General features: G+C 58.4%; 14 protein-coding genes and 1 tRNA gene. 6 read left to right on the forward strand and 9 right to left on the reverse strand.

Going from position 1 to position 12779, the window contains the following annotated elements:
- Positions 1 to 44: 44 nt before the first annotated feature.
- Entirely contained in the window at positions 45 to 1112 is a 1068-nt protein-coding gene (locus AC2FFE_RS01240; protein WP_496818536.1) for a PA0069 family radical SAM protein, read from the reverse strand.
- 286 nt (positions 1113 to 1398) lie between these two features.
- On the opposite strand from AC2FFE_RS01240, the gene AC2FFE_RS01245 reads away from it, so the two are divergent.
- Together AC2FFE_RS01245 and AC2FFE_RS01250 are read left to right on the forward strand one after the other, a co-directional pair.
- Positions 1399 to 2097, forward strand: a complete 699-nt coding sequence (locus AC2FFE_RS01245; RefSeq protein WP_496818537.1) for a corrinoid protein — start codon at positions 1399 to 1401, stop codon at positions 2095 to 2097.
- Between the two features lie 192 nt (positions 2098 to 2289).
- Positions 2290 to 2946 (forward strand): DUF1638 domain-containing protein, encoded by a 657-nt coding sequence (locus tag AC2FFE_RS01250; RefSeq protein ID WP_496845641.1) that lies wholly within the window; start codon positions 2290 to 2292, stop codon positions 2944 to 2946.
- Between the two features lie 9 nt (positions 2947 to 2955).
- Here the strand turns inward: AC2FFE_RS01250 and AC2FFE_RS01255 are convergent, their stop codons facing one another.
- Complete coding sequence (locus AC2FFE_RS01255; RefSeq protein ID WP_496818540.1) at positions 2956 to 3366, reverse strand: SufE family protein; 411 nt, start codon at positions 3364 to 3366, stop codon at positions 2956 to 2958.
- Positions 3367 to 3506: 140 nt separating this feature from the next.
- Here AC2FFE_RS01255 and AC2FFE_RS01260 point away from each other — a divergent pair, with 140 nt between their 5' ends.
- Positions 3507 to 4031: a hypothetical protein gene (locus AC2FFE_RS01260; protein ID WP_496818541.1), complete on the forward strand. Its 525-nt coding sequence runs from the start codon at positions 3507 to 3509 to the stop codon at positions 4029 to 4031.
- A gap of 6 nt (positions 4032 to 4037) precedes the next feature.
- On the opposite strand, the gene rnd is transcribed toward AC2FFE_RS01260, so the two are convergent.
- From rnd to purM, 3 genes are all read right to left on the reverse strand, one after another.
- Positions 4038 to 5195: a ribonuclease D gene (gene rnd, locus AC2FFE_RS01265; RefSeq protein ID WP_496818542.1), complete on the reverse strand. Its 1158-nt coding sequence runs from the start codon at positions 5193 to 5195 to the stop codon at positions 4038 to 4040.
- Positions 5196 to 5309: 114 nt separating this feature from the next.
- Complete coding sequence (gene purN / locus AC2FFE_RS01270) at positions 5310 to 5906, reverse strand: phosphoribosylglycinamide formyltransferase (RefSeq protein WP_496818543.1); 597 nt, start codon at positions 5904 to 5906, stop codon at positions 5310 to 5312.
- Positions 5903 to 6949, reverse strand: coding sequence for a phosphoribosylformylglycinamidine cyclo-ligase (purM, locus tag AC2FFE_RS01275; RefSeq protein ID WP_496845642.1), 1047 nt, complete (start codon positions 6947 to 6949; stop codon positions 5903 to 5905). The genes purN and purM overlap by 4 nt, the downstream gene beginning before the upstream one ends.
- Before the next feature lie 107 nt (positions 6950 to 7056).
- Between purM and AC2FFE_RS01280 the strand changes: the two genes are divergently transcribed.
- Positions 7057 to 7133 (forward strand) — tRNA-Ile (locus AC2FFE_RS01280).
- A 126-nt stretch (positions 7134 to 7259) separates the two neighbouring features.
- Positions 7260 to 7760, forward strand: a complete 501-nt coding sequence (locus AC2FFE_RS01285) for a flavin reductase family protein (protein WP_480549045.1) — start codon at positions 7260 to 7262, stop codon at positions 7758 to 7760.
- Here the strand turns inward: AC2FFE_RS01285 and AC2FFE_RS01290 are convergent.
- From AC2FFE_RS01290 to AC2FFE_RS01300, 3 genes are read right to left on the reverse strand one after another with little or no spacing between them, the layout of a single operon-like run.
- Positions 7757 to 8236: a DUF6505 family protein gene (locus AC2FFE_RS01290; protein ID WP_480862458.1), complete on the reverse strand. Its 480-nt coding sequence runs from the start codon at positions 8234 to 8236 to the stop codon at positions 7757 to 7759. The two genes, AC2FFE_RS01285 and AC2FFE_RS01290, sit on opposite strands and share 4 nt — an antisense overlap.
- Entirely contained in the window at positions 8233 to 8931 is a 699-nt protein-coding gene (locus AC2FFE_RS01295) for a biotin/lipoate--protein ligase family protein (protein WP_496845643.1), read from the reverse strand. Before AC2FFE_RS01295 ends, AC2FFE_RS01290 begins: the two co-directional genes overlap by 4 nt.
- The gene (locus AC2FFE_RS01300) at positions 8928 to 9989 is read right to left on the reverse strand and encodes an Mrp/NBP35 family ATP-binding protein (RefSeq protein ID WP_170532826.1); all 1062 of its coding nucleotides are present in this window, start codon (positions 9987 to 9989) and stop codon (positions 8928 to 8930) included. The genes AC2FFE_RS01295 and AC2FFE_RS01300 overlap by 4 nt, the downstream gene beginning before the upstream one ends.
- Before the next feature lie 108 nt (positions 9990 to 10097).
- On the opposite strand from AC2FFE_RS01300, the gene AC2FFE_RS01305 reads away from it, so the two are divergent.
- Positions 10098 to 10826, forward strand: coding sequence for a hypothetical protein (locus tag AC2FFE_RS01305; RefSeq protein ID WP_496845644.1), 729 nt, complete (start codon positions 10098 to 10100; stop codon positions 10824 to 10826).
- Here the strand turns inward: AC2FFE_RS01305 and AC2FFE_RS01310 are convergent.
- A complete protein-coding gene (locus AC2FFE_RS01310; protein WP_496845645.1) occupies positions 10820 to 12775 on the reverse strand; it encodes a 4Fe-4S binding protein in 1956 nt (651 codons plus the stop codon). The genes AC2FFE_RS01305 and AC2FFE_RS01310 overlap by 7 nt on opposite strands.
- Positions 12776 to 12779 lie beyond the last annotated feature (4 nt).

A 12779-nucleotide genomic window follows, 5' to 3' on the forward strand; every position in this document is an offset into this window, starting at 1 on the left:
CGCCAGACCCATGCAACGCCCCGGATCATCCGGGGCGTTTTGCTTTAGAGCAGGCTCAGTTGATCGCCTGCCTGCGGTGGCCTGGCAAACAGATCCGTTCGCAAAGGGTGCGCGTCTATGCGCAACCCCAATCGTTTGACCGCCAGTTTAAACCGTTGCGCGATCACTTCGGCATATTCGCCCTCGCCCCGCATCCGATGACCCCAACGCGGATCATACTCCCGCCCACCATGCATTTCGCGCAGGCGCGACATAACCTTTTCCGCGCGCGCTGGTTCATGTTGTGCCAGCCAATCCTTCCAAAGCCCCGACACTTCGCGCGGCAGGCGCAGCATGATCCAACTAGCAGTATCAGCCCCGGCATCCCGGCCCGCCTCAAGCAGCTGTTCCAGTTCATGATCGGTTAACCCGGGGACAAGCGGTGATGTCATTACTCGGACCGGTATCCCTGCCTGTGTAAGCTGACGGATCATATGCAACCGCCGCTTGGGTGAAGGGGCCCGAGGTTCCATCCGGCGCGACAGTTTCGCATCCAGCGTTGTCAGCGATATACCAACACGCACCAACCCACACGCAGCCATGGGCGCTAAAATATCCAAATCGCGTTCAATCAAGGCCCCTTTGGTCACGATGGCAAGCGGATGGTTGAAATCGCGCAAAACCTCCAGGCATCCTCGTGTTATTAAGCGGGTTTTCTCAATGGGCTGATATGGGTCAGTATTCGTACCCAGCGCCATTGTGGCCACGCGGTATTTGCGCGCCGAAAGCTCTTGCCGCAGCAGATCAGCCGCGTTCGGGCGCGCAATCAGGCGAGTTTCGAAATCCAACCCGGGGGACAGCCCAAGATAGGCGTGGCTTGGCCGGGCAAAGCAATAGACACAGCCATGCTCACACCCACGATACGGGTTGATCGACCTATCAAAAGGCAAGTCCGGGGACCGGTTATAGGAAATGATACTGCGCGCAACCTCCTCCCGAACTTCGGTCCGAAGCGGTGGAAGATCGTCGTCCTGTGGCCATCCATCGTCGGTTTCAAACGTCATAAAACGTTCGAAACGCCCGGCATCATTTGATGCCGTTCCCCGCCCCCGAATTCTGGATTGATCGACCATATGTTCCCTCTTTGTTCTTTTTTGAGAATACTGAAAGAGCGCAGCTCCATCAAGAGCGCTTCATTCGTGCTACGGCCAGTTGATGAGATGAATTTACCTAACAATCTGAACGTTATGCAGAATGATCATGCAGAAAATTCAGTCGCCCTGTGCAATTTTCTCTCTTATAGGTCGGTCCCGAAACGACTGAGGTCGCAATCGTCACAGTCAAACTGCGGCGTTTTGGCCAAAACAGAAAAAATGCCATCTTGGTGCCATTGGCCCACACAGCTCAGGGAAACGCCCCATGTCTGATGAAGAAGATATCGTCCTGTCCGAACTGAATGACGATGAACTTGTCGAACAGATGTTCGACGATCTTTATGACGGCCTAAAAGAAGAAATCGAAGAAGGTGTGAACATCCTGCTGGAACGCGGATGGGTGCCGTACGATATTCTGACCAAAGCGCTAGTTGGCGGTATGACCATCGTGGGACATGACTTCCGCGACGGTATCCTGTTCGTACCCGAAGTTCTTCTGGCGGCGAACGCGATGAAGGGCGGCATGTTTATCCTCAAGCCGCTGCTTGCCGAAACCGGTGCGCCGCGCGTTGGCAAAATGGTCATCGGCACCGTCAAAGGTGACATCCACGACATCGGCAAAAACCTTGTTTCGATGATGATGGAAGGTGCAGGTTTCGAAGTTGTCGATATCGGCATCAACAACCCGGTCGAAAACTATCTTGAAGCGCTGGAAAGCGAAGAGCCTGATATTCTTGGCATGTCCGCCCTGCTGACCACAACCATGCCCTACATGAAGGTCGTGATCGACACGCTGGTCGAGCAAGGCGTGCGTGATGACTATATCGTTCTGGTCGGCGGTGCGCCGTTGAACGAAGAATTCGGCAAGGCCATCGGCGCTGATGCCTACTGCCGGGATGCGGCCGTTGCGGTTGAAACCGCTAAGGAGTTCGTTTCCCGCAAGCACAACCAAATGGCCGGTTGATCCGACTAAGCACACCAAGCCAAAGCCGCCCCATCTTGGGCGGCTTTTTTTTGTGCGCGGCTGTGGTGCAGCGCCAGCTTATCATCAGTTTGTACAGTAAGCGTCGGTGGCCACAATAGGAATGTCGGCACCAGACTTGCCTTCCTGCGCTAAAGATCATTCTCTTATCCAGAAGCAGACGGGTTCAAAGCCATGCCACAGAACACTTTACCTGACGACGCAAGCCTGACCACCGATGGATATTCCGAGAATGTTGGTCAGCAGCAGATTTTGCTGATCGCCTGCGGTGCCCTGGCGCGCGAGATCCTCGACCTGAAAAAGCGCAACGGCTGGGATCATATGGCCCTGACCTGCCTGCCCGCGATCCTGCATATCCATCCGGATCGCATCACACAGGCGGTCGAGGATACAGTTGCGAAACATCGTGACGACTATGATCAGATCTTCGTCGTTTACGCAGATTGCGGCACCGGAGGGCTGTTGCAGAAAGCCTGCCAAAGGCTCGGGGTCGAGATGATCAAAGGCCCGCATTGCTATTCGTTTTTCGAAGGCAATGAGACCTTTGCTGACCGCGGAGATGATGAAACAACCGCCTTCTATCTGACGGATTTTCTGGCGCGGCAGTTCGATGCCTTTGTCTGGAAGCCATTGGGTCTGGACCGTCACCCAGACCTGCGTGAGATGTATTTCGGAAATTACACCAAGCTGATCTATCTGGCGCAGACGGACGATCCGGCCCTGACCGAACGCGCCCGTGCTTGCGCTGAAAAGATGGGATTGGCGTTCGAGCGTCGCCTGACCGGCTATGGCGATCTTGAAGTCACGCTAAAAGACTGGGCCAACCGCTAAGCGATGGTGTCAGACGTTTTGTTGCGCGACCTCGCGGATGCGCTCGATCATTGAGCGCAACCCGTTTGATCGCTGCGCAGACAGGTGATCATGCAGCCCCAGACGGGCCAACTCACCCCCTGCATCCACTTTCAGAACCTCTGCCACGGGTAGTCCGTTATACAAAGAACGCAATACCGCGATCAGGCCACGCACGATCAGTGCGTCGCTATCCCCGTCAAAGCGAAATGTGCCATCCTCGATCACAGGTTGCAGCCAGACCTGACTGGCGCATCCATCCACCTTGGTCGAAGGCACCTTGAAGGCGTCGTCCAACGGTTCCATCGCCTTGCCTTGTTCGATCACATGGCGATACCTGTCTTCCCAGTCCTCGAGAAACTCAAAATCCTCAACGATTTCTTCAAAGGCGGGCGTTGCCATGGCGGGGCGATCCTTGCGTTATCTTCACAATTGTGACCTAAGCTCAGCCATCATCGCTGTCCAGCCCCTGCCGTGGCTTTTCAAGGCGTGGAAATTGCGCTAACCCATTGGCTGAACTGCCATCATAAAGCTGTGGGTCCATGCTGAAACCTCTGTCCTTACTTGTCGTCGTCTCACTGACCCTGTCTGCCTGCGGCTGGCGGGATTCGCGGGTCAACCCGTCAAACTGGTTCGGCGGTAGCAGATCAACCCCGGTTGAAGCCCCCCCAGCAGATGATGCGAACGCTCTGGTTCCGCAGGAACGTCAGGGTGGCGGCTTGTTCGCACGCCCCGAAGAAGAAGATACCAGCGTGCCGATTGCGAAGGTTGATGAGCTGCGGATCGAACCCATCCCGTCGGGCGCCATCGTCTATGCCTCGGGCACTGCAATCCGCCAGGGTGCGTTTGATGCGCGACTGGTCCGGGTGGACTCGGAAGACAACCAGAAGAACGGTATCCTGGAATACACATTCCGCGTCGACTACCCCAAAACTCAGACGCCGCAAGGGTCCGAACGGACGCGCATGGTGTCGGACGCCATCAATGTCTCGACGCAGGACTTGGAAGGCATCCGCCTGGTGCGTGTGGTCGGACAGCAGAACGCATTGGAATCGCGTCGGCGCTGACTGCGTCTATAGCGAGACGACTTTGACGTTTTGTCCTTTGGCGGCCAGTGCGATCCTGCCTTCGCACAGTTTCAGCGCGTCTTCACCAAACACTTCAAAGCGCCATCCGGACATGGCGGGCAAGTCACGCTCGCCCGCCGCGATCTGATCCAGTTCCGAACTTGTGGCGATCAGCTTGGCCGCCACCCCGGAGCTTTCGGTCTTTGACTTCAAGAGCACGCGCAATAGATCAGCCAGCGCCGGGTTAACCTTGAGTTTATCCCGCGAGTTATCAACTTTGGGCAGCTTGTCCGCCGGGCAATTCACGCCGCGTTTCACTGCGGCCAGAATACCGTCGGCAATCGCGCCTTTGCGCGCCTCGCGCAGCAATAGGCGAGAGCCACCCAGATCAGAGGGTGTTTTGGGCTTAGTCGAGGCCAATTCGATCAAGGCATCATCCTTGAACACCCGATTGCGCGGCACGTTGTTTTCCTGTGCGTACTCCTCGCGGAATTGCGCCAGCTCTCGCACAACGGCCAGAAACTTGGCCGAATTGGTGCGCGTCTTGACCCGTTTCCAGGCATCCTCGGGCTGAATGTCATAGGTTTGCGACTGGGTCAGGGTGCGCAGCTCTTCCGCAACCCAGTGGCTGCGGCGCGTCTTTTCCAGCTCCGCCGCCAGGTGTTCATAGATCTTGCGCAGATGCGTGACATCCGCCAAGGCATAAGTTTTTTGCGCATCCGTCAGCGGCCGCCGGGACCAATCGGTAAAGCGCGACGTCTTATCGACACCCTGTTTGCAGATTTTGCGTACAAGAGTTTCGTACCCCACCTGTTCGCCAAAACCGCAGACCATTGCGGCAACCTGCGTGTCAAACAACGGTGTTGGGAAGACATTGGCCTCAACCCAAAAAATCTCAAGATCCTGCCGGGCGGCGTGGAACACTTTGACCACGCTATCATCCCGGAACAAGTCGTAAAGCGGCTCAAGCGACAGACCATCCGCCAATGGGTCGACCAGAACGGCGCTGCCCTCATCTTCTGATGGTACGGCCAGCTGCACCAGACACAGTTTCGAGTAATAGGTCCGTTCGCGCAGAAACTCGGTGTCTACAGTGACATAGGGATAGCCTGCAGCAGCCGAGCAAAACTCGGCCAGCTCTTGCGTCGTCGTCAGGGTTTTCATGCGCCGTACTATTCTTGCTCTTGTTCTTTATGTGACTGCCCGATTTTCCGCGTCCCGAGCGATAGATGCGACCATAGGACGAATTTTAGGGATCTGTAAATCACTCAGGGGCGATCAGGGCAGCATAAGGCGTGAACTGTTGCCATCCGCGAAACGACGCAGCACTGCGGGGTATAATTTGTGCTCCCAAAGCAGTACCCGTGCAGCCAGATCATCGGGTGTATCGCCCGGTGAAACCTCAATCCGCGCCTGACCAAGGATCGGGCCGTCATCCAAAGCCGCGGTCACTTCATGCACGGTGCAGCCGTGTTCCGCGTCCCCTGCTTCGATGGCGCGCGCATGGGTGTTCAGGCCCTTGTACTTGGGCAGTAGTGACGGATGGATATTCAGCATCCGCCCCTGAAAGCGCGAGACGAAATCAGCCGTCAGAACCCGCATGAACCCGGCCAGGCACACGATGTCTGGTTGCGCCTGTTCCAGCGGTTTCAGAAGCTCGGCCTCAAAGGCGGCACGGTCGCCCTTGAAGGGGCGATGATCCACCACGGCGGTTGCAATGCCGCGCTCCTGCGCCTTCGTTAATCCGCCCGCTTGCGCATCATTGCACAAGACCAGACAGGGCCGCGCAGGGTGGTCGCCTGTCATGCTGTCGACCAGCGACACCATGTTGGACCCACCCCCCGAAATCAGGATCGCAACGCGCTTGTGGCTCACAGCAACTTGCCTGAATAGGCCACGCCTTCTGCGTCGGTGATGACGCCAATGCGCGAGACGTCCTCACCCGCTTCGGTCAGCAAAGCTGACAGCGCATCTGCTTGGTCAGCCGCGCAAACCACGATCATGCCAATGCCGCAGTTAAAGGTCTTCAGCATCTCAGCTTCAGAAATCCCGCCGGTTTTGGCCATCCAGTTGAAGACCCAGGGCGCATCCCACGCATCCAGATCGATCTGGCCCCCCAAACCTTCGGGCAACACGCGCGGCAGGTTCTCGGTCAAGCCACCGCCTGTGATATGGGCCAGCGCATGCACGCCCCCTGCCCGGATCGCAGCCAGTGCGGGTTTTACATAAAGGCGCGTCGGCGTCAGCAATGCCTCGCCCAGCGAGCCCACGCCAAAGGGTGAGTCTGCGTCCCAGCCCAGACCCGAGATCTCAACCAGTTTGCGGACCAGCGAATAGCCGTTGGAATGCACCCCATTCGAGGCAAGCCCCAAAAGAACATCGCCGGCCTGGACACCGTCGGGCAGGTCAGCGCCCCGTTCCATTGCACCAACCGAGAATCCGGCCAGATCGAAATCACCATCGGGATACATGCCTGGCATCTCGGCCGTCTCTCCGCCGATCAGCGCGCAACCCGACTGCGCGCAACCTTCGGCAATCCCTTCGATGATCCGGGCGGCGGTATCTGTGTCCAGCTTGCCGGTCGCAAAATAATCAAGGAAGAACAAAGGCTCAGCGCCCTGACAGATCAGATCGTTGACACACATGGCCACCAGATCAATGCCAACACCGTCAACAACACCAGTATCAATAGCGATCCGCAGCTTGGTGCCCACACCGTCAGTCGCCCCGACCAAGATGGGATCGTCGTAGCCTGCTGCCTTGAGGTCAAACAGTGCACCAAAGCCGCCCAGGCCGCTCATCACACCGGGGCGGTTCGTCCGCTTGGCCGCGGGTTTGATCCGATCAACCAACGCGTTGCCTGCATCAATATCCACACCCGCATCGGCATAGGTGATTCCGTTCTTGCCCGCTGTCATGGTAGGTCCCTTAAGAATGCTTTTCGGGCGGGTTAGTCGATTGTGCGTCTTGTTGCAACGGTCAGGCTTGACGCGGGCGTTCACCGTGATACTCAAAGCGCTCAGGCGGGCCTGTAGCTCAATTGGTTAGAGCAGAGCGCTCATAACGCTTTGGTTGCGGGTTCAAGTCCTGCCGGGCCTACCAGATCTCCCAATTCGCCTGCTGACGCATTGATCCGGCTTTCGGGCTGAACGACTGCCGGGGCAAGCTTTTGATGGACAAAGCCTTTGCTGCATGGCACCTGAGGCGCGGCGAAGACAAGAGCGTACGATGACCGAGAAGACCTTTATCCCCGGCCCAGATCAAAGCAGCGATTTTCGCGCGGCTTTGGGCTGTTTTGGGACCGGTGTTACGGTTGTCACCACACATACGGAAAACGGCCCCCGTGCGATTACGGTCAACTCATTTGCATCCGTGTCGCTGGATCCGCCTTTGGTGCTGTGGTGTCTGGCCAAAGACTCGTTTCGCTTTAACGCGTTCAATTCCTGCCAGCACTATGCGATCCACGTCATGGCGCAGGAACAACAGGACGCCGCGCTAAAATTCGCCCGCGACGGCACCGATTTCTCACATGCCAAGTGGGAGTTGGACGCAGCCGGTCGCCCGCAACTGGCCGAATGTCTGGCTAGGTTCGACTGCGAGCTGCACACCAAACATGAAGCCGGGGATCACCTGATCCTTGTGGGTCAGGTCGAACAGGTGATGTACCGCACTGGCAAAGGCCTGATCTTTAAACGCGGTCAGTTCGGTGGTTTTGTCGACAACGTCTAATCGTCAAGCGACCCATGCACGGCCAGCGCCTCTAACTGCGTCTCTTGCGGTGTGATCACCCGAAACGCTTCATGCACGCCGCTTTCCGTCAGCTCGCGTGCGACGGTCAACAGCGTGTTTGGCGCGTGGTCCTCGCAAAGCTCCGACATATGATCGATTTCCGATTGCGCCACGCCATGTGCCGCTTCGACTGAAGGCGCACCGTAGAACTGCACGAAATGCTCGGCCAGATTCTGAATGATCTGATCTTTTTCTGCCGCTTCAATCTGGGTCACCGCGACAAAGGTCACGCGCCCAAAGGTTTCCAGCCCCAACCAACCATTGGCAAAAGCTTGTCGGGATTTCCCTTCAAGATCGCCCTGCCCCCAGTTCGAAAACTCGAACCCGCCCGAGATGCACCATTCCCCGGTCCGCGCAGGGGAATGAAACACGTTCATATCGCTTTCATCGAAATGGATCGCGCGGGCGAGTTTCATTGGTTTGCCTCCAATAGCTCTGTCAGCGGGCGCAGGTGGGTCTCTTCACCATACCGGATCAACATGCCAAATCGTTCATCCGTACCTAGGAAGACGCCCCCTTCGGCCAGAGGTTCTCCTACTCCGCGCAAAAGGCCCAGCCATTCGCCGTGCAGCGGCCCATTGCCATCCTCTTGCCAGCGGTTGAGCCAGGTCAGCATGTGCCGTGACCAGCTTTCCACCAGTTGAGTAGCAGACACGTCGGCGCAACCTTCGTCGTAAAGCGCGGTAATATCAGGCGTGTTCCCGGGCGCATCACTGGTTTGCAGCAGTGCCAGTTCCCATCCGATCACCAGCCAGTCAGGCATCTGCGCGGGATCGGAGGACGAGGCCGCGACGTGGAACTGCCCGCATTTTGCGCCGTTCACGCAAATCAGCCCATCCCACCCCAGATGCACAGCCACTTCGGGCGGGGCCAGCGCGCCCAAAGCGTTCTGAAACCCAACAGCACAGAGCGGTAGCATCGCCATCGCGTCCTGCAACGGCACCTCGGGCGCGAACACGATGGCCACGCGCAGGCGGTCAGCCTGAATATTGTGGATCACCGTGCCCGCATCACAGCCCAGGGCTGCCATGGCCTGTGCCTTTTCGCACGGATCCTCGCCCCCCTTCGCGGCGAGACCGGTCAGTAGCGGAGGGAAGACCGGATCGGTCATGCGTTACCTTTGGCGATCAGGTCGCGGGCAATCTTGCGGAAGGATTCTGCCTGCGCACTGTCTGGTTTGCTGACCACGATCGGCGCGCCGCCATCTGCGGCTAGGCGGATATCCAGATGCAGCGGAATTTCTCCCAACAGGGGAACACCCAGGCCCTCAGCCTCAGAGGCGACACCGCCATGGCCAAAGATATGTTCCTCGTGCCCGCAGTTCGAACAGATGTGCGTCGACATGTTTTCGATCATCCCCAGGATCGGCGTCTTGAGCTGATTGAACATGTCGATCCCTTTGCGGGCATCGATCAGGGCCACGTCCTGAGGGGTTGAGACAACGATGGCGCCATCCACCTGGAATTTCTGGCTGAGCGTCAGTTGCACGTCGCCGGTGCCCGGCGGCAGGTCCACGATCAGAACATCCAGCGCGCCCCATTGCACCTGGCTCATCATCTGTTGCAATGCGCCCATCAGCATCGGACCCCGCCAGACGACCGCCTGCCCTTCGTTGGTCATCAGACCCATCGACATCATGGTAACGCCGTGATTGCGCAGCGGCAGGATCGTCTTGCCATCGGGGCTGGCCGGACGTCCTGACACACCCAGCATCCGGGGCTGCGACGGGCCATAGACATCCGCATCCAGCAGACCCACACGCCGCCCTTCGGCAGCCAATGCACAGGCAAGGTTCGCGGATACGGTGGACTTACCCACCCCGCCCTTGCCCGAGGCTACGGCGATGATCCGATCCACGCCAGGTACGGCCTGCGGGCCGGTCTGCGATGGTTTGGGCTTGGGCTTCAGATCCGGCGGGGCCTTATCGGAATGTGCGGTCATCATGGCCGAGACCTTGGCGACCCCATCCACCATCTGTGCGGCCTGTTCGGCAGCCGCGCGCACGGGTTCCATGCGCTCGGCATGTTTGGGATCGATCTCGATGACAAACCGGACGGTATCGCCTTCGACATTCAGCGCACGGACAACGCCTGCGCTGACAATATCCTGACCGGATACCGGATCGGTGATCTTTTTTAGGTTCGCCAGAACCGCGTCACGGACACTCATGCCTTCATCCCCAAAACCTGCCCCATCGCATGGCTGCATTTCATCGCACCTGTCTCCGTCTTTCCTAGTTCATTTGACGCATTTGCCTGTTGGCCGTTAGGTTTGGCCATGCGCTTTGTCCTGTTGTGCCTCAGCCTGACGCTCACCGCCACCCCTTCCGGGTCGCAAGAGGCCATCGGCCTGGCCGCCCCGTCCGAGGTGACAGACACCGGCCTGTTGCAACATATTCTTCCACGCTTTTCGCTCAAGACCGGGATACGCGTTATTGCGGATGAAAGCGGTGTTATGTCGCTGACGGCGGGCCCAGCCGGTGATCCGGTCTTTGCCCGCGGCGGTATCGCCTACCATCTGAACATTCAGGACGATCCCCGGCAGGCCCGGTTCCGGGATTGGCTGATATCCGAGATCGGAAAACGCACGATCGAAAGCTTTGCACCCGATCAGGGCGCGCCCTTTAGCGCCAGTTTTGAGGTCGCCGTTTCCGATGAAGCAACCACACCCGAGGGTGACGTGACCCTGGGTGAGGAGCTTTCGATGACCCATTGTGGTCGCTGCCATGTTATCGGTCCAAGAAACCGGATGAACGGATTGGGCTCGACCCCCTCTTTCGCGGTTTTGCGCAGTCTTCCGGATTGGGACGAACGATTTCAGGCCTTCTTTGCGCTGAACCCGCACCCCGCCTTTACCCAAATCGATGGGCTGACGCCGCCCTTCGATCCGACGCGCCCGTCGCCCATCCATCCGGTTGAGATGACATTGGATGACCTCGACGCGATCCTGGCCTTTGTCTCGATCATTGAAGCGGCGGATCTGGGCAAGCCGCTGCAGCATCAATGATCTTTCCGCTTTGAGAAGTAATCATCCGTCGTCACAACCCGCGGCTTGGGATTGGACCGGAACGGATTGTCCTCCAACTTGAACTGCGCCTCGACCCGGCAATTGTCACACATCTGGATCATCCGCGCCTGCTCGGAAGAGGCGAACATCGGGTGCGTGCCCGACAGTTTCTCCATGATGCGTTCCACCGTCGATTTCACGCCGAACAGGGCGCCACATTCGACACAGGCAAAGGGTTCCTCTTCGTTCAATACCTGTTGCGACAGGGCCGTATCGCTCAAATCCAGTTGTGGCACCAGCGCAATCGCATCCTCGGGGCAAATGCTCCGGCATAGGCCGCATTGCAGGCAGGCATCCTGCTGAAAGTTCAGTTGTGGTTTATCCGGGTTGTCGATCAGCGCCCCTGAAGGACAGAGCGAAACGCAACTCAGACAAAGGGTGCAGGCGTCTGTATCCACTGCAACCGCACCATACGGGGCGCCCTCTGGCAAAGATAGCGGCTCTTGCTTCATTGGGTTCAAAGCTTGTGCCGCCAGCCGCGTGATCTGTCGGCGATTGCCCAATGGCAACACAGAGTCTATCAGCGGTGCCGGAACAGCCTGCGCATAAAGCAGATCAGACAACGCGTCCGGGTCGGGCTCATCAATAAGGCTCAGACCGGCATCTGTGGCGATGGCCAAAGCCAGCGCGAGTTCCCGATCCAGCGCATCCCGCTCAGTTGTTGGCGCGAGCAATACATCCACCCGTGCAAACCCATGGGCCAGACCGGCCAACATTTCGGCATGGCCGAAACCCGAGATGACGCTCAGCTCCATCGGGATCACATCGGCGGGCAAGCCACGGCCAAAACGCGCGGCCAGGCGGATCATCTCGGCCCCATGCGCATCGTGCACAAGCAGGCGTGGCACAGTGCCACCCGCCCGCCGATAGGTGCGCGCCAGAACGTGCATCCGCGACAGGATTGCTGATACCGGAGGATCCTCGTAGGTGATCGCGGTCGAAGGGCACAGAGCGGCGCAGGCCCCACAACCTGCACAGATCATCGGGTCGATTGCGACATGCTCTCCAGCAGATGTGATCGCACCGGTTGGGCAGATATCAAGGCAGTTGGTGCAAGCGACCTGTTCAGCGCGTGAGTGAGCGCAGAGCGTTTCCTCAAGCCGCACATAAAGCGGTTTTTCAAACGTCCCGACCAGTTGCACCGCGTCAAACGCCACACGGGCCACCGCCAACGGATCGCGCGGATCTGCCCGCAGATACCCTTCGCGCTTGGCAGGGGCCTGAACCAGCTGTGTGCCAGCTGTCAGATCAATCAGTATGTCGCAGGTGGATTTGGCCCCGTCACGCGGATCGGACCAGGCGAAAGCCCCGCGACCCCCAGGCTCCAATTGCCGCAGCTGATCGATCCGCAGCACAAATCCCCCCAACGCGCCAGTGACCGACCGTACCTGCCCCTGAACTACGTCAAAAGATCGGGTCATGGGATGGCCGCCATCAGTTGTCAGAACCGTCACGGCCAGCAAGTTGGCCAGACGATCCGCCAGTTCGAACGCAACGTCGGAGGGGCCGATGATGCAGCAGGTCCCCTCGCTAATCACATCCACGCTAGGTGTAATGGGCATCGGGATCATGGCCTCAGCCGCCAGTGCAGCCATTTTAGGGGCCGCATCTTGCGCCTGCTCTGACCAACCCGCACGATCCCGGATGTCCACAAAAGCGGGCGGTTCAACACCCAGGTCTTCGGCCAGGTCCCGAAACACTTCCTGCTCTTGCCCACAGGCAATCAGCACCGGGTCATCGCCTGTCAGAAAATCGGCCACCAGCCCAAGTTCGCGGGTACACAATCCGGTGTGAACCTTCGAACATTCCAGATCGCAGGCGGATCCGATCCGCGCAGCATCGACGGATTGCGATCCTTCACAGTCGCATAGAATAAGTTTGGTGGCCATGTCC

The sequence above is a fragment of the Ruegeria sp. YTSA168 genome (genome assembly GCF_059610045.1).

What these genes read in the sequence shown, in the direction of transcription:
- AC2FFE_RS01290 (WP_480862458.1), bottom strand. Translation starts at nt 8,236, where the DNA reads ATGAAACTCGCCCGCGCGATCCATTTCGATGAAAGCGATATGAACGTG.
- purM (WP_496845642.1), bottom strand. Translation starts at nt 6,949, where the DNA reads ATGACAGCGGGCAAGAACGGAATCACCTATGCCGATGCGGGTGTGGAT.
- AC2FFE_RS01285 (WP_480549045.1), top strand. Translation starts at nt 7,260, where the DNA reads ATGACCGAGAAGACCTTTATCCCCGGCCCAGATCAAAGCAGCGATTTT.
- AC2FFE_RS01305 (WP_496845644.1), top strand. Translation starts at nt 10,098, where the DNA reads ATGCGCTTTGTCCTGTTGTGCCTCAGCCTGACGCTCACCGCCACCCCT.
- AC2FFE_RS01250 (WP_496845641.1), top strand. Translation starts at nt 2,290, where the DNA reads ATGCCACAGAACACTTTACCTGACGACGCAAGCCTGACCACCGATGGA.
- rnd (WP_496818542.1), bottom strand. Translation starts at nt 5,195, where the DNA reads ATGAAAACCCTGACGACGACGCAAGAGCTGGCCGAGTTTTGCTCGGCT.
- AC2FFE_RS01245 (WP_496818537.1), top strand. Translation starts at nt 1,399, where the DNA reads ATGTCTGATGAAGAAGATATCGTCCTGTCCGAACTGAATGACGATGAA.
- AC2FFE_RS01255 (WP_496818540.1), bottom strand. Translation starts at nt 3,366, where the DNA reads ATGGCAACGCCCGCCTTTGAAGAAATCGTTGAGGATTTTGAGTTTCTC.
- AC2FFE_RS01260 (WP_496818541.1), top strand. Translation starts at nt 3,507, where the DNA reads ATGCTGAAACCTCTGTCCTTACTTGTCGTCGTCTCACTGACCCTGTCT.
- AC2FFE_RS01310 (WP_496845645.1), bottom strand. Translation starts at nt 12,775, where the DNA reads ATGGCCACCAAACTTATTCTATGCGACTGTGAAGGATCGCAATCCGTC.
- AC2FFE_RS01240 (WP_496818536.1), bottom strand. Translation starts at nt 1,112, where the DNA reads ATGGTCGATCAATCCAGAATTCGGGGGCGGGGAACGGCATCAAATGAT.
- AC2FFE_RS01295 (WP_496845643.1), bottom strand. Translation starts at nt 8,931, where the DNA reads ATGACCGATCCGGTCTTCCCTCCGCTACTGACCGGTCTCGCCGCGAAG.
- AC2FFE_RS01300 (WP_170532826.1), bottom strand. Translation starts at nt 9,989, where the DNA reads ATGAGTGTCCGTGACGCGGTTCTGGCGAACCTAAAAAAGATCACCGAT.